This window comes from Brasilonema angustatum (genome assembly GCF_059505445.1).
In genome coordinates, this window is record NZ_JCACKO010000024.1 from 34,316 (window position 1) to 54,497 (window position 20,182).

The 20,182-nt window shown below is 42.4% G+C and carries 15 protein-coding genes and 3 pseudogenes; 9 read left to right on the top strand and 9 right to left on the bottom strand.

The window, feature by feature from the left end:
* Positions 1–544: 544 nt before the first annotated feature.
* Positions 545–886 (top strand): annotated as a pseudogene (locus tag AC5JM2_RS06175) (TetR/AcrR family transcriptional regulator C-terminal domain-containing protein); the annotation flags it as partial.
* Between the two features lie 31 nt (positions 887–917).
* On the opposite strand, the gene AC5JM2_RS06180 reads toward AC5JM2_RS06175, so the two are convergent.
* The gene (locus AC5JM2_RS06180) at positions 918–1,991 is read right to left on the bottom strand and encodes a YheT family hydrolase (RefSeq protein ID WP_495834029.1); all 1,074 of its coding nucleotides are present in this window, start codon (positions 1,989–1,991) and stop codon (positions 918–920) included.
* Between the two features lie 157 nt (positions 1,992–2,148).
* Between AC5JM2_RS06180 and AC5JM2_RS06185 the strand changes: the two genes are divergently transcribed.
* Complete coding sequence (locus tag AC5JM2_RS06185) at positions 2,149–2,895, top strand: two component system response regulator RpaA (protein WP_169263989.1); 747 nt, start codon at positions 2,149–2,151, stop codon at positions 2,893–2,895.
* Between the two features lie 675 nt (positions 2,896–3,570).
* Here AC5JM2_RS06185 and AC5JM2_RS06190 read toward each other — a convergent pair.
* Positions 3,571–4,326, bottom strand: coding sequence for a choice-of-anchor K domain-containing protein (locus AC5JM2_RS06190; protein WP_495834030.1), 756 nt, complete (start codon positions 4,324–4,326; stop codon positions 3,571–3,573).
* A gap of 460 nt (positions 4,327–4,786) precedes the next feature.
* Entirely contained in the window at positions 4,787–6,007 is a 1,221-nt protein-coding gene (gene chlP / locus AC5JM2_RS06195; protein WP_495834031.1) for a geranylgeranyl reductase, read from the bottom strand.
* A 344-nt stretch (positions 6,008–6,351) separates the two neighbouring features.
* Between chlP and AC5JM2_RS06200 the strand changes: the two are divergent.
* The 4 genes and pseudogenes from AC5JM2_RS06200 to AC5JM2_RS06215 form a co-directional block, all read left to right on the top strand.
* A pseudogene (locus tag AC5JM2_RS06200) lies at positions 6,352–6,558 on the top strand (Uma2 family endonuclease); the annotation flags it as partial.
* 329 nt (positions 6,559–6,887) lie between these two features.
* A complete protein-coding gene (locus tag AC5JM2_RS06205) occupies positions 6,888–7,472 on the top strand; it encodes a caspase family protein (protein ID WP_495834032.1) in 585 nt (194 codons plus the stop codon).
* Positions 7,448–7,654: a pentapeptide repeat-containing protein gene (locus tag AC5JM2_RS06210; RefSeq protein ID WP_495834033.1), complete on the top strand. Its 207-nt coding sequence runs from the start codon at positions 7,448–7,450 to the stop codon at positions 7,652–7,654. Before AC5JM2_RS06205 ends, AC5JM2_RS06210 begins: the two co-directional genes overlap by 25 nt.
* Before the next feature lie 440 nt (positions 7,655–8,094).
* Complete coding sequence (locus tag AC5JM2_RS06215; RefSeq protein ID WP_495834034.1) at positions 8,095–8,622, top strand: hypothetical protein; 528 nt, start codon at positions 8,095–8,097, stop codon at positions 8,620–8,622.
* Between the two features lie 45 nt (positions 8,623–8,667).
* Here AC5JM2_RS06215 and AC5JM2_RS06220 read toward each other — a convergent pair.
* Positions 8,668–8,748: pseudogene (locus tag AC5JM2_RS06220) on the bottom strand (fluoride efflux transporter CrcB); the annotation flags it as partial.
* Between the two features lie 294 nt (positions 8,749–9,042).
* Here AC5JM2_RS06220 and AC5JM2_RS06225 point away from each other — a divergent pair.
* Together AC5JM2_RS06225 and AC5JM2_RS06230 are read left to right on the top strand one after the other, a co-directional pair.
* Complete coding sequence (locus AC5JM2_RS06225; protein WP_495834035.1) at positions 9,043–10,638, top strand: AAA-like domain-containing protein; 1,596 nt, start codon at positions 9,043–9,045, stop codon at positions 10,636–10,638.
* A 3-nt stretch (positions 10,639–10,641) separates the two neighbouring features.
* Complete coding sequence (locus AC5JM2_RS06230) at positions 10,642–13,146, top strand: AAA-like domain-containing protein (protein ID WP_495834036.1); 2,505 nt, start codon at positions 10,642–10,644, stop codon at positions 13,144–13,146.
* Between the two features lie 66 nt (positions 13,147–13,212).
* Here AC5JM2_RS06230 and AC5JM2_RS06235 read toward each other — a convergent pair whose 3' ends face one another.
* The 5 genes from AC5JM2_RS06235 to AC5JM2_RS06255 form a co-directional block, all read right to left on the bottom strand.
* Positions 13,213–13,872 carry a hypothetical protein gene (locus AC5JM2_RS06235; RefSeq protein ID WP_495834037.1) on the bottom strand — a complete coding sequence of 220 codons (660 nt, stop codon included), beginning with the start codon at positions 13,870–13,872 and terminating at the stop codon, positions 13,213–13,215.
* Positions 13,873–14,197: 325 nt separating this feature from the next.
* Positions 14,198–14,734, bottom strand: coding sequence for an outer membrane beta-barrel protein (locus AC5JM2_RS06240; protein WP_495834038.1), 537 nt, complete (start codon positions 14,732–14,734; stop codon positions 14,198–14,200).
* Between the two features lie 299 nt (positions 14,735–15,033).
* Entirely contained in the window at positions 15,034–16,650 is a 1,617-nt protein-coding gene (gene murJ / locus AC5JM2_RS06245; RefSeq protein ID WP_495834039.1) for a murein biosynthesis integral membrane protein MurJ, read from the bottom strand.
* Between the two features lie 116 nt (positions 16,651–16,766).
* Positions 16,767–17,372, bottom strand: coding sequence for an arsinothricin resistance N-acetyltransferase ArsN1 family B (locus tag AC5JM2_RS06250; protein ID WP_495834040.1), 606 nt, complete (start codon positions 17,370–17,372; stop codon positions 16,767–16,769).
* A gap of 869 nt (positions 17,373–18,241) precedes the next feature.
* Positions 18,242–18,751 carry a DUF4168 domain-containing protein gene (locus tag AC5JM2_RS06255; protein WP_495834041.1) on the bottom strand — a complete coding sequence of 170 codons (510 nt, stop codon included), beginning with the start codon at positions 18,749–18,751 and terminating at the stop codon, positions 18,242–18,244.
* A 757-nt stretch (positions 18,752–19,508) separates the two neighbouring features.
* Between AC5JM2_RS06255 and recR the strand changes: the two genes are divergently transcribed.
* Positions 19,509–20,123, top strand: a complete 615-nt coding sequence (gene recR, locus AC5JM2_RS06260; protein ID WP_210615678.1) for a recombination mediator RecR — start codon at positions 19,509–19,511, stop codon at positions 20,121–20,123.
* The last annotated feature ends 59 nt before the right edge of the window (positions 20,124–20,182 follow it).

Genomic DNA, 20,182 nt, shown 5'->3' on the forward strand with positions numbered 1-20,182 from the left:
GCGACTGGCGAACCCTTTAGGGCAATCTACTTTCGTTCGGGCAATTACGAACTGACATCTTTCACCCTGTACGCATAACGGTTTGCTCCGTAGAGCCTCCCTTTCGGGGTTAAGTTAGCTTCGACAATGTTATTAGTCGGCATATCCAAAAGACACTGGCTTAACCCATACACCTGTTTAATCTTCTGGTTCTAGAGCCTGGAACTAGCTACGCATTCCAGGGTAGGAACTTCAGCACTTGCCAATAACGTAGTACACGAAGTACTGAGTCTGGTAAGCTAGGGCTTCAGCATTTGCTGAAGCCCCTGGATTCAATCCAGGGGTTGCTTACTGACGACATATTATTAGGGCGCTGCAATATCGGTGATCCTGGTTTTTCAGGTTGTCACTCATTGGAAACGACTTGTTTTGGATACACCCTAGATGGAAACTATATATTAGAGAGGGTATATCAGACCATATACCTTTGGTAAGATTTTGGGCAAATTAACATTTTCGGCAAATGTTGTAGATGAATAATTGAAAAGGAGAGCTTGGAAGTGGCGTTGAAGGAGATCCGAAAATAGTACTACGCCAATTGGTAACCAAAGCTTTGAATCAGATGCTCAAAGATGAAGAGTTTCATGCGTTCAAGCGAGTGGTGATTGGGGAGTCTAATTGTTTTCCGGAGTTAGCCCAGCTTTGTATAATTTCTTTGGAAAAGCCGACGATTGAAACTATTAGTCACTACCTGGCTTCTCATCCTAAACTCAACATACCTGATCCTGAGGCAACGGCACGAATTCTCGTTGGGTCATTGGTTCATTTTGTGATGACTCAGGAGATGATGCACGCAAAGGAAATTATGCCAATCAAGAGCGATCGCCTATGGCAAAGCTACGCTTAACGCCTGATTGATACTTTGATACACTTTATTCTCAAATCGGCTGATTGACACTCTTTGTGTGCTGATTTATCCACTCTAAAATTCTATTCCACGCCCACCACGGATCGGAGTCTTGTGCTTGGCGCTGACACTTTTTACTACTGATATGGCTAACATGACCGCCATGACGAGTCAGCAACAAATCTATCTTTGAGTTACTAACACAAGCGGCTTGCAACTCAGGTATGATTGCTGGTTCAAAAAACGGGTCGTCTTCAGCGTAGATTATTAAAGTCGGTTTGGAGAGATTGGGCAGCAATGGTAAAGCGCTGCTTGCGTCGTAGTAAGCTTCCACTGTGGGAAAACCCAACCGCCCAATCACCAGTTCGTCGTCAAAACCCCAAATACTGTTAGCTCTTTCAATCGCTTCCGGGTCAACAGTTCCAGGATGAGCATCATGAATTTGCCATGCGAGTTTATTCAACTGGCGTGCGATCGCCCTTTCTAAATATTTTCCCACAGGATGTTTGACGAGAAAAGAAAGCGATCGCCTTGAATCCAAACTCGGGCAGATAACAGCAGCACCTCCAATATCGCTATCTTCTAGCTCTAAATCCGCATCCTCTTTGACGAGTTCCATCGCAGCCTTAACTGCCCATAACGCCAATTGTCCACCCAGAGAATACCCCATAAACCAAAATTTTCCTGGGCATCCCATTGCTTTGGCAGTTGCTGCGATGCGAACAAAATCTTCTCCCTCGTACAACCCGTCACTTGTCAACGTTGGCGACAACAGAGCTGTCTTACCATGAGCACGCCAATCAAACAGTACTACAGCATACCCTTGAGCATATGCTTTACGTCCCAATAGTCTGAGGTACCATTGGTTGTCCAAATCGCCTGTAATGCCGTAAGTGCCGACAATAGTGCCATGAGCATTGTCAGGGATGGCTACCAAGCCAAAGATAGGAACCCCTTTGGCACCCACAAATATTTTTTCTTCATAAACCGGCTCTGGATTTTGTGTTGTACGTTCCCAATCACGACTAGCCCACAAAGCGGTGTAGACAGTCTGGACGGTACCGTCTTGCAAAAACCACGGTGGACTGTAAGAGCAGTAACACATTAGGACAGTTTTTTAGTATAGTTTGGGTTTAGCACCACAATCATTTAATTTTAATGTTTATATTAGATTTAAAATATTTTTTATAATCAATACAGCAATCTTTGTATCTACCAAAGGTTCTTAATTATCCTTAATAAGTAGTAATAAGTTTTTAATAATGCCGAGGATTCTTGTCATAGACGATGATGCCGCAATTTCAGAACTCGTTGCCGTCAACTTAGAAATGGCTGGTTATGATGTCAGCCAAGCTGAAGATGGCATCAAAGGTCAGGCGCTTGCTCTCCAGCTACAGCCAGATTTGATTATGCTCGACTTGATGCTGCCTAGGGTAAATGGATTTACTGTTTGCCAACGCCTGCGGAGGGATGAGCGTACTGCCGAGATTCCCGTGTTGATGTTAACGGCTTTGAGCCAAACTCAGGATAAAGTCGAAGGCTTCAACGCTGGTGCAGATGATTATCTCACTAAACCCTTTGAGGTTGAAGAAATGTTGGCACGGGTGCGAGCACTCTTGCGACGTACGGATCGAATTCCTCAAGCTGCAAAGCACAGTGAGATTTTGAACTATGGACCGCTAACCTTGGTTCCAGAACGCTTTGAGGCGATATGGTTCACTCAGACCGTAAAACTGACTCATTTGGAGTTTGAACTTCTGCACTGCTTGCTGCAACGCCACGGTCAGACAGTTTCTCCAAGTGAAATTCTCAGGGAAGTTTGGGGTTATGATCCAGATGATGATATAGAAACCATTCGCGTACACATCCGCCACCTGAGAACCAAACTAGAACCTGATCCCCGCCATCCCCGTTATATCAAAACGGTGTATGGTGCAGGTTACTGCTTGGAGTTGCCCAGTTTACCTCAGTCAACTGAAGGTGCTTCTGCAACATCAGGAGTTCAGTAACAATAGCCAAATAAGCGAGATACTGATTCTGCACAAATCTGATAGATTGACTTGCCCAAAGGTGTCCTTAGATATCGGTTTGGAAGCGAGTCCAAAGGGGGCGTGGTTTCAGTAGATAGAGGATAAACTCATTCTTGCGCTCCCAAGATAGATTGTTAGCCTCAATTGACTTATCGCTTCAGTTGTTCACTCAAAAAATTGACACTCTACGCTACGGAAAATGAGAGAGTGTCAATAGTATGTGGTGTAGCCAATTCGTTTGACCGAAGCTCTAACAGGATCTTAGTTGCGCGATTTTGGATTATGGTTTATCTGTTTGAATCCAAAATCAGATGGTCTCAAGCCCCTGGATTCATCCATGGACGACAAAAAAAATAAATTTATGTCGAGACACGTAGTGCAAGACATAAGGCGTCCATTTAACAAGCCCCTAGTTTTAACTATGGGGTTAATCCAAAATCGCAAATCCAAAATCCAAAATTGATTGACTCTGCGGATATCTCCTCTACAGACGCTACTTTGTAAGTCCCTAACGGACACCCAGCACGCTTACTCACCGCAAGGCGCTGCTGTGGGTACTCCACGAGAGTGAACTGCTCACTTTCCGATAATAAATAGCCAGAGCTTCATACCTCTGGCTATAAACAGGCAAATTACGTATGAATTCACCTCAGCCTATTCTTTTTTTACACCCAAAGATTTCTTATGGGTCACAAGGTAGATGCCTAACACTGATAATCCAACAATACCTGCTGGCTCAGGAATTTGTTTCGCTGGTGTTATCCGAGTCATTCTGGCATAAATCCCTGCCGTAGTTCTATCATCTTCAAAAACGCTAAATTTGTTAACAGGTGTATTTCCACCGTTTTGGCTAAAGCCAATTAAATTCAGTTGATATTCGTTTCCTTCAAAATTGAAACTGCGAGTGCTAAAGTTGTCCTTTATATACACAATATCTGCATCGTCCTCAGGATTTAGTCCTAAGTTCGGTGTATTCACAAGCTGAAAGCCGAAGTTGAAAACTTCCCTGAAAGTACCAGGATTAGTGAATGATAGAGTGAGATTTAAAGGTACGGAATCAACGCTAGTGCTTTCCTCAACCTTGCCATTGTAGTACTCTAAATCGCCCACTTTAAACAGCGAACCAAAATCGTCTGCGGAAAAAGGATTTCCAGTAAAGGTTAGCTCATTTGCAGCAGTTCCATAGTTGTTTTCAAGATCATCTGGACGAGAACGTCCCCAAGTAAATGAGTTCGTTCCCACGCCGGAAAAAACCGGGTCAGTATTGCTCCCTGGATCAGGTGTTCCCCAGATACCACTCGATTTGCCTAAAATAGTTAGACCCTGAGCTTGATTGGAGAAACCAAGTGCTGTGATCAAAGTCACAGCAAAAGTAGACAAAGCAGCAGCAAAAACTGAACTTAGTTTCATAGCTAGGCTTTCACTCCTATCCAGGAGCTTTCTCAAGTTAAGTACCCAGTCTACCTTAATAAATTTGTAGAAATTTTGCCAATAAATTAATAAAGTTCGTGTGAATTTTTTTCATACAATTTTAAAATCTTATCAAAGCAATTTTGTTTGAACATTCGTTGTAATCAGCTTAAGATAAGAGTTTGACAAAATAATTAGTATTAATAATAAATCATTTCGCTTCAGGCTTATTACCTTCTTAAAAAAGAAAATTAAAACTCATATTCACATAATAGTGAACAGTCATCTGTTATCAGTTCAACCAGAGTTTTTTATTTATCCAGAAATTAATTTTTGAGCACTGATTAGCGTTTTCCTGTATCCATTTAGAGGATGACATGATAACTACTTGCTGATAACAGATAACTGTTCATTGTGAAAGTGGCGCAGTCGCCTTTGTCACAAATTTGTCGTTTTCCTTTTAAGGAGCAAGGGCGTTACCGCGAAGTAAGCTAGCAATCGTCTTGGCAGTAATTTTCATCTGAGTGATGGGATTAGCAGGGACGACTGTCTTATAGAGATAGCTATCAAAAGTGAGACGTTGGACATCGCGATCATCACACATTTCTACAAAAGCTTCACGGGTGGCGTCAGAACGATAAAATACGGTTTGCAGAAGATCCAACACCTTGTAGGTGAGTCCGTATTTCTTATCCCAGCGCTTCAAGTACACCTTCAGATCTGCTTCTGTAGGAATGCGGCTACCACCGTTGGACATTTCGACGATAGTTTCGGCACACATCCGTCCGGACTTAGCAGCAAAATAAATGCCTTCACCAGACGATTTGGTCACATAACCAGCAGCATCACCTATCAAAGCGATTCTTCCGACAACGCGACGAGGACGAGGATGTTCCGGAATGGGGTGTGCTTCTACTTTAATAATTTGACCACCAATCAGCTTACGGGCAGCACGGGCGCGGATGCCAGCTTGCAATTGTTTGATGCGGGCTTTGTTAACCTGCATCGTACCAGTACCAACTGCTACGTGGTCGTATTTGGGGAACACCCAAGCGTAGAAGTCAGGGGATACATCGTCCCCAACATACATTTCAGCGAGGTCTTCATAGTAGACCATTTTGTCTTTGGGTAGACGAATACGCTCTTGGAAGGCGATCGCATAATTATAATCCCCAGCATCCATCTCCTTAGCAATGCGGGAATTCGCCCCATCTGCCCCAATAATCACATCTACTTTCAGAGTTTTAGAAATACCCAGAGCACCACCTTCTGTATGATCTAGGTAATGAATGGTATAGGCGTCTGTACTATTGGTGGGAAAATCGAGTTTATGAACAGTGGCATTAATGAGATTTGCCCCTAGTTTTGCCGCGCGATCGCGCAGGTAACCATCCAGCACCTCACGGCGGCACATTCCTATATATTCATCTTCATTTACTAGATTGATATCAACCTCACGATTAGAGGGTGAAATCATTTTCATCTTGCGCACTTGACGATCAATGATATTCGGCGGCAGGTCAAATTCACTCACCATGCACAGGGGAATTGCACCTCCACATGGCTTAGCATTGTCTAGCTTGCGCTCAAAGAGGTAGGTTTCGATTCCAGCTTTGGCAAGCGTTTCTGCGGCTGATGAACCAGCAGGACCAGACCCAACAACAGCAACCCGTAGTGTCAAAGGTTTTCTCCCAATCTTGACATTCACCGAGAGAATGGTATCACGCTCTTTTGGCTAATTTCGCGCTCCGGTTTCCAGATTTGACATAAATGCAAAGTTCCTTAATATTTCGTAAGAGTTTCAATGCCCTCTGGGCAGGGTGTAAGGGTATAAGGGTATGTTAGCGCAGCGAGCCGTAGGCTGGGTGTAGGGGAAAAGAGGGGAAGAGGGGTGGACAACAATGGAAGAAGTAAAATTGTCTTTCCCCCCTTACACCCCTTAGCTTCGATCAGGCTCATCGCTTTTGCTCATTGCTTATTTTGGTAGGCGCTACACTATGTTTATCTTCCTTTGCTGAGACACCTATGTCTATTGCCAAAGACCAAACCGCTGCACCAGATACCCAAGAGCAAGAGTGGGATGATATTGTATTCCCACCAGGCGATTTATGGAGTGATGAGCCTGCTTTGGAAAGCTACTTACATTTACAACAATTATTGCTGCTATTGAAGTGCCTAGATTGGTGGTGGCGAAACCGAAATGATTATTTTGCAGCAGGTAATCTCACTGTCAGTGCTTCTTCCTCTTCCTCTGCGGGTTCTTCAGCGATAACTAAGGGAACGTTCACGTCGTCTGTGGCTTCAATGTAGATAATCGTGTTGTCATCTAGCTGGATGGGTGTGAGTTTGGTCATAGTAGAAATTGCTGACTCAAAGGAATTAAAAAATTATCATTATATTACTGTATTTCTACCGAAATATTGGCTAGGATGTTGTATCTGTTAAGCAATAACTCTGTCAATCTGGAGTGAAGCTGTCTTTTATGAGCCGAGACGCTTTGGTAGTTGAAATTAATACTTATAGTTATGAGCGTTTAACTGCTTTGACAGCACCTGCACAGGATGCGGAGGCGATCTGCCGAAGGCAGCAGCGAAGCTATCGCCACTCTTTTACAAGATTACGGCGAATTTAACGTTAAGCGCCTACCCGGTGTCAAGGATAAGCAGAATAACACAATTCGCGTTGGTCAGAAAACCCAAGTCACATTAACTCAACTCGAAGAAGCGATCGTTCAACTGTTTAAGCCAGAAGGCAAAAATATTCCAGATACTGCGCTGCTGTATTTTTCTGGTCATGGATTGCGTAAAAATAAAGGAATTCAGGAAGGCTTTCTCGCTACCAGCGATGTCAACCCTGATTTGGGAAACTGGGGAATTCGCTTGAAATGGCTGCGCGAACTACTGCAAGAAAGTCCAATCAAACAGCAGATTATCTGGTTGGATTGCTGTTACAGTGGTGAGTTGCTGAATTTTGCTGAAGCTGATCCGGGGGATAGGGGCAAAGGAAGAGATAGGTGTTTTATTGCTGCTTCAAGAGAATTCGAGGTTGCTTATGAGACGATTAGTAGCAATCATAGTGTACTGACAGACGCCTTATTGCAAGCACCCCAGCACTTCAAGAAATGGTTAACCTTGGTGTCTCCCTAGCCAATATCGACCTCATCGGTGCCAACCTCTACAATGCTAACCTCAGCGATGCCAACCTCAGCGGTGTCATCCTCAGCAATGCCAACCTCAGTGGTGCCAATCTCAGCCGTGCCAATCTCAGCCGTGCCATATACGGGCGATCGCTTCTCATCAAAATCGTCACACCTCAGTCATGGATTTGACATAGGCATTTACAAGAGTGTGTTATATCCTAACATTCTATATATAAGATCCCTATTTGATTTTTGCTCAGCTAGGTACAGTTTATGTTAAGCGTTCCCTGTTCTCTGTTAAGCGTTCCCTACCTCAACGAGTTCGTTTATAAACCAAACCGGATTCGTATATTTTACATTTTGCAAACATGATCAAGCAGATATTAAGTTGCAAACATGATCAAGCAGATGTTAAGTAGCTTAACCTAATTAAACGTAAAATGTCATTAATTCGCTCCACACTTCGGGTCGAGCTAAGTAATCGCAAAGACTCTATTTTACGCTTTTCAATGTGGCTTTACTTATCAGAATGAATTTAGTGCATAAGTCACTCTTGCTTTCAGCTATGAGATAAGTAGAGGTGTATTAAGAAAATCTTTTTAATATTGTTTTTACCCCTGATCACTCCCATGATAACTCATCATTGCAAGTCAGTATCTGTATCACTTATGTCCGCAGACCTACCAATTTGGTCTGTTGTGGAAACTCCGGTGACACTGCATCAGAAGGATCGTAATCGATTCCATATAGTACTGACTGCACCACCTGTCACAGATTGTGAAATGACAAACTTTTTCAATCCACAGAGTATAAGTAGCCAAGAGCAAAGTAATGCTGATGTCAACACCAGTCGCCGAATCTTGTGGTTTGAGATTTCTCCAAAACGAGTCGTCATGACTATGCAAGGTAACGCTCAAATGAGTTACCGTCACATTTGGCAACAGGGCGTTTCTGGCACCACTTATTATTGGTTGCCAAATGATTTACAACAACAAAATTCACAACAACCAAATAAACCTATTCGCTTGCGGAATTTTACTCGTCATCTAACAGTGAGCGGACACCCTTTGCCAGAGAATTTATCTGTAGAATATGAATTGTGGGTGGGAGATCTCCAAGTGGGAAGTTATGTCCTCAATTTGAATATTAAACATTAAAAACGGATCTAACAGGGGCATCTTATAAAAGCAGTCACATCAACCGAGATAATAGCGCGAAAGCGCTCCAGCTATTGCGCCAAGACTGATTGCAACAGCTGCGCGAATGACAGGATTTTGCAGCATAAAAATACATTCAGAATCATAGAATGCTTTTTCATGTTATACAATTTTGTTGCTCAATCCGATACTTGTACCAAGTTGCGTTCTGTTATAGTAGTTTGTGATTAAAGGATCAAGTTAAATGAACCAGAACGCTCTTATTGTCCTTAGCCGAAGTCAGTATGAAAAGATGGCTAGCAAGGTTTCTATACCTTGACAACTGAACAATCATGTAGGTGGAAAACTTAGCCTCTTAGTGTCAGAGTGAAAGCCTAATCTAGTTACTAGCTCCGTTAAGAATGAAGGAGCGATCGCCTAATGTCTAATAATAAAGTGTTAATTTTAGCAGCAATCCCCGATGGATTACGTTTGGATAAAGAAATTCGCCAAATAGAAGAAGCTATTAAACGGGCAGTAAAACGGGATTTGTTTGAAATAAAAATTAGAACTGCTGTACGTCCTCAAGATATTCGTCGTGCCATAGCAGAAGAACATCCTCAAATTGTCCATTTTTGTGGACATGGGATGGAGGATGGTAGTTTGGTGTTAGAAGACGATGGCGGGAACCATAAACCCGTATCACCAACGGGATTAGCAGCATTGTTTAAGCTACACGCCAATTATGTTAAGTGTGTATTACTGAATGCTTGTTATTCCGAAAAATCCGCCCAAGCAATTAGCCAACACATTAATTATACTATTGGCATGAATCAGCCGATTGGTGACAAAGCTGCTATTGTATTCGCTATTGGCTTTTATGATGGATTAGGGTACGAAAATCCAGATAGTCAAGATATTATTGAAAGAGCTTTTGAGGAAGGATTAGTTGCTATTCAAATGGAAGATGTTTCACAAAGGCAAATACCAAATTTGAAAAATAAACTTTCTTGGATTGAGAATTATTCTACAGAACCAGACACAAGCATATATATTGAACGACCACCTATTGAAGAGAAATGTTATAAAGCAATTGTACAACCAGGAGCGCTGATTCGGATTAAAGCTCCGCAGAGGATGGGCAAGACTAAGTTGAGTGAGAAATTGCTTGACTATGCCAGAGAGCAGGGTTACAAAACAGCGAAATTAGATTTGAACCTTGCTGATAGTTCTGTTCTCGCTAATTTAAAAAGTTTTTTACAGTGGTTATGTATTAATGTCTCGGATATTTTAGAACTAGAGCCGAAATTGGAGAACTACTGGCAAGATGAACTGGGAATAAATACTAGCTGTACTCGTTATTTTCAAAAGTATTTATTACCCAATATTGATACATCTCTGGTTTTTACTATAGATAATTTTGAGCGACTGTTTAAATGCGAAAATATTTTCTCAGAATTCTGCTTACTCCTCCGCAGTTGGTATGAAACTGCTAAACAGGGTGACAGGATGGGCAAAATTTGGCAGAAACTGAGCTTAGTCGTGGTTAATTCTACAGAAGTTTATCCAACCCTGGACACTAATCGCTCACCGTTTAATGTTGGATTAGCGATTGAGTTACCTGAGTTTAACCTTTCTCAGATAGAAAAAATGGCTCAGCTGTATGAAGTAGATATTCAGTTGGGAGAACAAGGCATAATTAAACTGATGACGTTGCTAGGCGGACATCCCTATCTCATGCAAGAAGCATTCGCCAATCTTAAAAGCCAGGAAATGTCCTTAGAGGAACTATTGACACTCGCACCCACAGAAGAGGGAATCTTTAGCCATCATTTACGAGAACAACTGAAGTGTTTGCAAGATGATTCTCAGTTAGAGTCAGGATATAAAGAAGTAGTAATCGCTCTTGAATCTGTTCAACTTAATCCCGAAATTATGTTCAAACTGCATAGTCTGGGGTTAATCAAAATTATTCGCAACGCTTGCGTTCCTAGTTGTGACTTATACCGTCAGTACTTCTCGGCACGATTGGGGTAAGATATGGTTGAGGAATATATTAACGAATATATCTTTTCTGGCAGCTTACCCGGAAATGCCAGCACATATGTGACAAGGGAAGCTGATAACGAATTGTTTGACGCACTTCTAAAAGGAAAGTTTTGTTATGTGCTGAATTCTAGGCAAAGCGGAAAGTCCAGCCTGCGCGTGAGAACAATGAGCCGACTTTTAGAAGCTGGCGTAGAGTGTGCGTCTATTGATTTATCCTCTGTCAGTATTCAGAGTGCTACACAAGAAAATTGGTATGCAGATTTGATTGTTAAGCTGATTGACAGCTTTGACTTGGACGTCAATTTCAAGGAGTGGTGGTCCCAAAACCAGTTAAACTCATCTTTATTACGATTTGGGAATTTTTTAGAAAAGAAGCTACTTGCAGAAATTAAAGAAAACATCGTTATTTTTATTGATGAAATTGATAGTGTTCTCAGTCTCAAGTTTCCTACAGATGATTTTTTTGCCTTTATCCGTGCTTGTCACAATCTGCGTCCTGATAATCCCGAATATAATCGCCTCAGCTTTTGCTTGTTGGGAGTCGCATCACCCAGCAATTTAATTGAAGATAAACAACGCACTCCGTTTAATATTGGTAAAGCTATCTCTTTGACTGGGTTTCGATTGCATGAAGTTGAACCGTTAGAAAAGGGTTTGCAGGGGAAATTTAATGCTCCTCAAGCAGTCATGAAGGAAATTTTATACTGGACGGGAGGACAACCGTTTCTGACGCAAAAGCTGTGTCAGTTTATGGTTGAGGAGTCTTTTCAAGACAATCCTCGTTCTGTTGAACAGGTGGTGAAATCTCGTATCATTGAAAACTGGGAATCTCAAGATGAACCAGAGCATTTACGAACTATTCGAGCGAGAATTTTGCGGAATGAACAACGGGCAGGGTATTTGCTGGAACTGTATCAACAAGTTCGGCTGGCGGAAGAAGAATCTAAGATAACTGCAGATGATACTTTAGAGCAAAGTGAGTTACAACTTTCAGGATTAGTTGTTAGGCAGCACAACAAGTTAAGAGTTTATAATTCCATTTATCAAGAGATTTTTGACGCCAACTGGATTGAAAACCAATTAAAGAATCTGCGTCCTTACTCCGAAAGTTTTAGGTTTTGGGTGGCTTCTGGAGGAAGCGATGAATCACGATTGTTGAGGGGGAAGGCATTACAAGAAGCTGAAGAATGGGCAAGTGATAAGAACTTAAGTTATCAAGATAAACAGTATTTAGCAGCTAGTAAAGAGAAAGAGATTCAAGAGGAAATCGCTGCAAAAGAACAAGAAGCTGCTTTGGAGAGAGAAAGGAAGGATAAGGAAGCGGTTGAGTCAAGAAATCAGGTACTAGCTGAGGCTAATCGCAAAGCTCAACGGCGGATTCGTGTTGGTTCTGTTGTTTTGGTGATGACGTTGGTAGGAGCAGCAATTTCTGTAATTTGGGCAGGTAGGGAGCTTGACGAAATACGAGAAAAGACTAACTATCTCTCAGATTTATACGATTTATCCAAACTAAGTGAAAGACTCGACAAGGAAAACAAGTTATCGGAAGCAAATCAGGCTAGGCGAGAAATAGGTTTATCTTATGTAATTGAAAATCAGGAATTTAAAAAAGCAATGATATTTACTTCTATATCACAAGCATATCAGCAACTGGGAGAGTTGAATAAAGCAGAAAATGCAATTACAAAAAGTCGAAATATTTTAGAAGCGAGTAGAGATATTATTACTTCTAATGAAGGATTACAAATTAAAGTATTGACTCATAAAATCCAAGGTGACTTGCTAGTACATACAAAACAAACAAGCCAAGCTATAGAATCTTATCAAACAGCATTTAATATTATTAAAAAATACTCACAACAAACTAGCCCCTTTACCAAAAAACATCAATTACTGATCACACCCACAGATATTGAATCTGTCCATCGAAGTTTAATAAAGGTGCTTTCCCAAAGTGACACAGAAGAAGAATTGAGAAAACGGGTTGAAAAATCTCTTACCCAACATTTCTATGCTCAACTTGAATATTCTTTGAAATCAAAAAATTGGGAAGCAGCAGATAGACAAACATACCAACTCATGCTCAATATTGCTAAAAGAGAAGAAGAAAGATATTTAGAAGAAGACAACATTAATAGTTTTTCTTGTCCGGACTTGCGAAAAATAGATCAGCTTTGGATCACCAATTCAGACAAACGTTTTGGCTTTAGTGTACAAAAAGAAATATGGATTAAGACTAGGAATAGACTGGGTATAAAATTAAAAGACTGGACTAGCGAAGATGAAAAAAATTATTTTCGGTTTGCCAAGGCAGTTGGATGGTCGGATTCGGATAAAGAAACGGGAGACTTAGACTTAAGTTACTCTAAAGTGAACGAGCGTATAAAAAAATACCCATTATTACGGGGATCATACCCTATACTACGGATAATAGATCCTATTAATTTTTTTTGGCACCTTTTCCTCAACCTTTTCGTCTCGCGTTGCGACTTGTAAACTTTAGCATATAAGCGTTTCCGAATTTTGTAAAGATTTATTACAACGCCCCTTTCCACGATAGAATCAGCATTCCACAAATCCGATACCTGGCACAGGCGGTAGATAGCAGTTCGCTCGAATAAATTTTTCTGCTACCTCTCGCACTTCCGTACATTCTGTGACTCTTTGCTTGTCCCAAGGTAAACTCATCTGTCCGGTAGACTTCTTTGCTTTGTTCTTACTTTTTAATAGTGACGGCAAAAAGCTACTGCCCCAGTAGTTTCGTTTTTCTGGTTTCGCCTGCGGTCGATATTTTTGGCAAAACCGTCGATATTTGGCAGCACATTCTGATAAATTTCTCCCGAGTTGTAAAAAAGCTGGGTGCAATTGAGTGATGCCATGTCCGGCAAAATACTTGTGATATGTCATTGCGAGTGGAACGAGGTGAGACGAAGCAATCTCCTGTCTTTGCGATCGCTTCGCTTCGTATGCCCTCCGGGCACGCTGCGCTAACGCTGCGGACATTAAATATATCTGTCCACTTATACCAAGTTGCGTTCTGTTGTGGAGTGAAGCAATCTCCTGTCTTTGCGATCGCTTCGCTTCGTATGCCCTCCAGGCACGCTGCGCTAACGCTGCGGACATTAAATATATCTGTCCAGTTATATCAAGTTGTGTTCTGTTGTAGTAGTTTGTGATTCGGGGAGATTGCTTCGCTCCACTTCGTTTCGCTCGCAATGACATTTTACGTTTAATTAGGTTGACTCAGATCTTGCACCTCCGGCTGAGTACGCCCAGAACTCAAGTTCTGGGCTAATAAACCAAGTCCGTTAAAACGGACTGAAAAACTTACTCAGTCCGTTTTAACGGACTTAGACTTTGAGCCAAGAAATTTATTTCTTGGCGGACGAAAAGTATGATGCAAGATCTGAATTGAGCTACTTATTATGTTCATTGCTACAAAAATAGCGAAGGAGCAGTGAAGCTCCTGAAATCAGAGGAAAAGCTTCACTACTCCTATAAATTTGGTGATTTCGCATCAGAATCCTTCTTTACTGACAATGAAGGATTAGAAGCGGTAACCAACTCCGGCTTGTAAGCTGAGGGCATCAGCATCGCTGCCTCTATAAGCGTCAATACCCCACTTAGCATCACTATAGAGAACGGTGTTTTTACCTACTTGTGTTTCCGCACCAACAGTTAAGACAGGTGCATTCTTATTTCCCAATTGGCTTGCATAACCTTCATTAGTCTGAAAAGCGTAACCACCACCGATGTAAACGTTAGTGTTTTTCGCGATGGGTGCATCGTATGTTAATGTTGGTATAATTGCAGTTGAATCACCACCAAACAAAACAGAACCGCGAACAGAAACAGGCGCATTAGGAACAGCGTACCGTCCTTGAACATTTCCACCGAAGGTAGCCGCATCATTTTGTCGTCCGCCATTGGTAACGCCAGCAGAAACACCAGCACCAACGTAGCTACCGTTCATACCACGTGCTGCAGTTTCTTGAGTTGGAACGTTTTGAGCTGAAGCAATTCCTGCAGAAAGAACAACAGAAGCAACAGCAATTGTAGAAGCTAATAATTTTGTAAGTTTCATAGGTTTCTCTTAACTAGAGTGAATAAGTACAATCAATCTTCTCTAGTACTAGAATCCCTTTTTTAACAAAATTTAACCTCACGCACTTAGGCGATCCAAGTGGGTGAAACTGTTTCACCCAGCCAGATGAGCCTACGCTCACATATTTGAGGTATAATAGAGAGCAATATGTGAATATAAACAAATAACACATATCAGTAGGGTGGGCATTGCCTCAAATAGTTTTTCTGCAATGGTTACAAGCTTTTGGTAGGCAATGCCCACCATTAGTTTAGTTTTATCCACCCACTTAACAATATTTATCTTCTTAAAAAGCGCTCACGCAGACGAGATACAAAAATCTCGATCTCCGGTAATTTCATCATGGCAACAATCACAGCAAAAACGCCGATGCCGACTAAACCAGCAATAGATATTTGCACCAGTTGAATTTGTAAAGCATCTTCACCTAAAAACTTCTGCAAAACCTCAAGAGTGCCGTAGCTTGCTCCTCCAGCTACCAAGCTTGCAGTAGCTAAACCTAAAATTGGCAAACTCCACTCGCGCCAACGTAAACCATCCAGCCTGCGATCAAGCAACCATAACAACATTAATAACGAGATGAAATTTACTCCAACTGTTGCTAGTACCAAACCAGGAGCACCGAAAGGTTTAAACAAAATCCAATCTAGCAAAGCGTTGAATATGATGTTAATCATACTAACGCGAAATGGTGTCTGACCATCACCCAAAGCATAAAACACGCGCACCAAAACATCTCGCCCCAAATAGACGAACATTCCCAAACCAGAAGCAACTAGTATGGAGGAAACCAGCGCTGAGTCTCCTTGCTTAAAAGCACCGCGTTCATAAACCACTCGTACAATGGGATCAGACAGCGCCATCATTAGCGCTCCCATTGGTAACATAGTGAAGGCAGTAAGTATCATTCCTTGGCGAATTCGCAATTTTAGCTCTGTCCAATTTTCCGGTGCAGCTAGTCGAGAAAATATTGGTAATAAAGGTAACAAAATGATATTAGAAATAATTCCTAAAGGAGTTTGCACCAAGATATTGGAATAACGCAACCCAGAAGGAGCAGAGGGGATGAACGATGCAAAATACATATCTGTGTAGAGATTAATTTGCAACATCCCAGAAGAAAAGGTTGCTGGTGCCATAATTTTGAGTACGTCGCTCACCCCTGGCTGCTTAAAATTAAATCGCAGGCGCAATGTACCCAACCCTGCTCGTGCTTGGGCAATTTGCTGTATCAACCATTGCAGGAATGCTCCGGCTAGGGTGCCTCCTGCTAAAACCATTCCGCCTAAAATGGCATATTGAGGAGAGCTAATTTTATGACCTAGTTGCAGAGCGAGGATACCCAAACCTAGAATTAGAATAATGCTGGAAAATAAAGGACTCAGAGAAAGTAGCCAGTATTGATTCGCTGTGTTGAGAGTCCCAAAACCAATACCAATCAGTCCTGCTAAAACTGCCATCGGTGCCATTATCCTCAGTTGCACAATGGCGCTTTCTTTCACGAATGCTCCGTTAGGAACGGTATCCAAACCTGGTGCTACTAAGTCAATCAAGTTAGGAGCAAATATCACCAGGAAAATCGTTACCAAAAGCAGCAAACCACCCACAAGGGTTGTCATTGTTTCCACCAAGGGAGCAGCTTCTTCTTGCTTGCGCCTGGCTAGAACGCTGACGATCGCACTATGGAATGGTCCATTAACCCCACCTAGCAATATTAGCAGAAAACTAGGGATCATGTAAGCGAAGTTATAAGCATCGACAACACCCCCCGCACCAAAAGCGGCGGCGATCGCTTGTTCGCGTACCAGCCCAAAAAATTTGCTGATTAACGTAGCAACGGCGATAATGCCAGCAATTCCGGCAAAAGAACGAGAGGCTTTTTGTTCTTGTGTCACAAATAGTACCTGACCACTTTCTGAAGGCGCATATCTTGAAACATTTAACTTGAAATTTAGCAGTTTGTCAGGGTAGTTTGGCAAAAATCAAAAATCTCAATGTGTGAAATAATTTCTTAATGGACACCAAGCTTGAGGAAAGGTAGTCCACTTGCCAAAGCGTATTCTAATTCTAAGGTACTGTGTAATACGTTGATATTGATGGGAGGCTTAGGATTCGGTGTTCGCGGTTGCAGAGATAGCTCATACCACACGACATCATGCCACGCACCACACTTGTATCCCACACCTTGATATATTCCTATGAACTGGAATCCCATTACTTTATGAAGTCTTTCACTGGCTGTGTTTGGGAGAGTGACACCTGCGTAGGCGCTGTAATAACCTTGAAGTACGAGAATTTTAAACAGCGATGTATATAAAGCTCGTCCTACGCCCGAGCGACGCACTGCTTCATGGATATAAACAGATACATCAACAGCCCACTGATAGGCAGTTCGGTCTCTATGAGGTGTAGCATAAACATATCCTAGAACTTCTCCATCACGTTCGCACACCAGCCAAGGCAACTTCTGTAGAACTTTTGCAATCCGCTGCTGCATTTCATCGTAAGTTGGTGGTTGAACTTCAAAAGACACAGGTGAATACTCGCAAAAGGGGGCGTAAATTTCCAAAACTTGCTCAGCATCTTGTTCTGTAGCAAACCTGATGATGGATGACATAGAAACCACACTCCCTTTTTCTGTTGTTGGAATTATATACACAATGTGCGATCCAGCAGCAGTCATAAGATAAATGCTCACCTCGCCCCTGAAGCTGAGAGTTCAGTCAGCAATTAGGGGTGTAGGGGGATAGGGGTGTAGGGGATCAATTACTCCCCTTTGTGCGTGTAAGATTACCGATGTAATTTCTTCTCCCTTGCACCCGGTGCACCGAGTGCTACCTAAACGGTAATCTACCCTACGGGTTCTCCTACGGATTACGGGCACATAAAGGAGTAGTTTTGGTCACTTGACGCTATTTTTTCCAAGGTAACTTTGTGCCCATTTCAGTTAACGCAGAGAAGATGAGGTAGAGGATGAAAACACTGGCGCTGACAAGAAAAAGAACAACCTCGTTATCCATAATTGACTCAGAGGGGTGATGACTAGTACTGGTAAAATGACATTTTATCAAAATGAATGCAACTCGGGATTAATTAAATTTTAGGTGGTTGTGCAAAGCAATACGCTTTGTGCAACCACCCGTCAAAATAATCATGCTTTGTGCGATCTGCCTTTGGCAGCAGCGCCTAGCTCGCCTCTGGGAGCCCTACGGGGATGACCTATGCCCTGCGGTCACGCTGCGCTAACGGGGGGTCGCAATCGACGGGAAGCGGAGCCACTCTGTTGGGGGGGGCAATGCCCGACTTGTAGACGCGTTTGCGCAGCGCCCCCTTAGGGGCTAGCGGCTTCCCGTAGGGTAGGAAGTGGCGTCCAAGACTGGACCCCCTCACCACTACGCGCAATTCCCGATTCGTGCGCTTGCGCTTACGCGATCGCATCCCCATATTCACAAAATTGCTTACACTCTTTGGGCGTGACCTTCAAGACTAGCTTTTAATCATTTGCTGCACTTTTTGCTTAAGTGCCGGATCTTGGCTGACTGCTACTTGAATTTGATTAAAACGTTCTAGGCCTAACCCTTCCTTTTGCAAGACTTGCTGCATGTTTGTATCAGCTTTTTCCTGAATTGACTTTAAACTTGTGACAGCTTTTTCATATTGTTGTTTTTCCTGTGGGGTCATTGCTTGTTTTAGCTTCTCTGGAGGATTTTGCTGTGATTTATATATTTCCAAAAATCGTTCTTGACTCAGACCAGACTTACTTATAACATCCCCCATCTGCTGAACTGCTCCCTGCTTTATCACCCTCAACTGTTTTATGGAGTTTGCAAATTTCTGAAGTTCCTCTGAACTAACTTTGGTTTGGGGTGTTCCTGGAACTTGAGGGGATGGAGAAGAAGATGGAGATGTAGGTTTTGGTGCTTGTGCATGAGCCGACAGGCTGCTGACAAGAAGAAATACAAAAATATAGCTACCTGTCAGAATTTGCTTAAACACGTTGAGTTCCTCCTTTACAATTTCGGTGTCCGGTGTCAGAAGAGTTTGTTGAATTTCCTCAACTGAGCCTCGGTTTCCATCGATTTTTCCGGCATATCTTTAGGCAGCATTTAGACAGCAAACAAGAGTTACTGTTTATCGCTAACGACTCTGAGTATGCTCTATCCTGGTAAGCGGGTGAAGTACCTACTAATAAAACGGAGTATCGTTTATAGTTAGAGCTAAGCACTAAGGTGCACGCTCTACAAACGCGTCTCATTCGCTGCTGCCTTTTTGTATTGCTACAAATTGGTCTTACACCGCGTCTGGAGGTATTTTTACCTTTATCCTCACAAAGAGGAACCCGCGCAGCCGCCCTGCGTATTCCAAGGCAGTTTGATTGTGATTCAAGAATTCACATGGACTGTGCATACACCTTCCAGCGGCAAATTCTTTCCTTTGATCTACCGATTTTTCTGCGGCAAGGCTGTTACGCCTACTTTGATGTTTGCCTGTCTGTTCAATACGGTCAGATAGGTCATTGAGCAATACCATTATACAAAAATGACCTGCGACATTCCGGAAAGATTGACGAGTTGTCCAGCTTATATCCTACCACGCCCACGGAGTACCCTACGCCCTTACACCCATGATCCCCCTATACCCCTACACCCTTACACCCCTACACCCTTATGTTTATTGAAAGTAATAACCAAATAACTCTCAAACAGTGCCCACCAAGCTCTCATAAATGCCATCATAGTTATGATTAGAACTCATTGGAGATAAGACAACGGTTTACGCACGCCCTCTAGCACGTTTAATTGAACAACTCCAACGCTTACCTGGAGTTGGTCCTAAAACTGCCCAGCGTCTGGCATTACATATTTTAAAGCGACCAGAAGCAGAAGTTGAGGCTCTGGCGCAAGCTTTGATTGAGGCAAAAAAACAGGTGGGTTTGTGTTCTGTTTGTTTTCACTTATCTGCTGAACCAGTTTGTGAAATTTGCCGCAACCCAAACCGTGACAATACGACTCTCTGTGTGATAGCAGATTCCCGTGATTTGATTGCCTTGGAAAAAACTCGTGAGTTTAAAGGCAAGTATCATGTCTTAGGTGGGGTGATTTCTCCTATTGAGGGCATTGGTCCAGAACAGTTGACTATCCAAGCTTTGGTGCGAAGGGTGAGTCAGCACAAGCCTGAAGAAGTTATTTTGGCAATTAGTCCAAGTGTGGAAGGTGAAACAACAACACTGTACGTTGGTCAATTGCTAAAGCCATTTACCAAAGTAACGCGGATTGCTTTTGGTTTACCTGTGGGTGGGGATTTGGAGTACGCCGATGAGGTGACTTTGGCAAGAGCTTTGGAAGGTCGCCGAGAGTTAGATTATTAACAACAACTTATAGGAATCTGGTTTGGTTTATGAACTTATTAGTTAAGGTAGGGAACGCT

What these genes read in the sequence shown, in the direction of transcription:
- AC5JM2_RS06185 (WP_169263989.1), top strand. Translation starts at nt 2,149, where the DNA reads ATGCCGAGGATTCTTGTCATAGACGATGATGCCGCAATTTCAGAACTC.
- AC5JM2_RS06240 (WP_495834038.1), bottom strand. Translation starts at nt 14,734, where the DNA reads ATGAAACTTACAAAATTATTAGCTTCTACAATTGCTGTTGCTTCTGTT.
- AC5JM2_RS06215 (WP_495834034.1), top strand. Translation starts at nt 8,095, where the DNA reads ATGATAACTCATCATTGCAAGTCAGTATCTGTATCACTTATGTCCGCA.
- AC5JM2_RS06230 (WP_495834036.1), top strand. Translation starts at nt 10,642, where the DNA reads ATGGTTGAGGAATATATTAACGAATATATCTTTTCTGGCAGCTTACCC.
- AC5JM2_RS06250 (WP_495834040.1), bottom strand. Translation starts at nt 17,372, where the DNA reads ATGTCATCCATCATCAGGTTTGCTACAGAACAAGATGCTGAGCAAGTT.
- AC5JM2_RS06210 (WP_495834033.1), top strand. Translation starts at nt 7,448, where the DNA reads ATGGTTAACCTTGGTGTCTCCCTAGCCAATATCGACCTCATCGGTGCC.
- AC5JM2_RS06190 (WP_495834030.1), bottom strand. Translation starts at nt 4,326, where the DNA reads ATGAAACTAAGTTCAGTTTTTGCTGCTGCTTTGTCTACTTTTGCTGTG.
- AC5JM2_RS06235 (WP_495834037.1), bottom strand. Translation starts at nt 13,872, where the DNA reads ATGTCATTGCGAGCGAAACGAAGTGGAGCGAAGCAATCTCCCCGAATC.
- AC5JM2_RS06225 (WP_495834035.1), top strand. Translation starts at nt 9,043, where the DNA reads ATGTCTAATAATAAAGTGTTAATTTTAGCAGCAATCCCCGATGGATTA.
- AC5JM2_RS06205 (WP_495834032.1), top strand. Translation starts at nt 6,888, where the DNA reads ATGCGGAGGCGATCTGCCGAAGGCAGCAGCGAAGCTATCGCCACTCTT.
- AC5JM2_RS06180 (WP_495834029.1), bottom strand. Translation starts at nt 1,991, where the DNA reads ATGTGTTACTGCTCTTACAGTCCACCGTGGTTTTTGCAAGACGGTACC.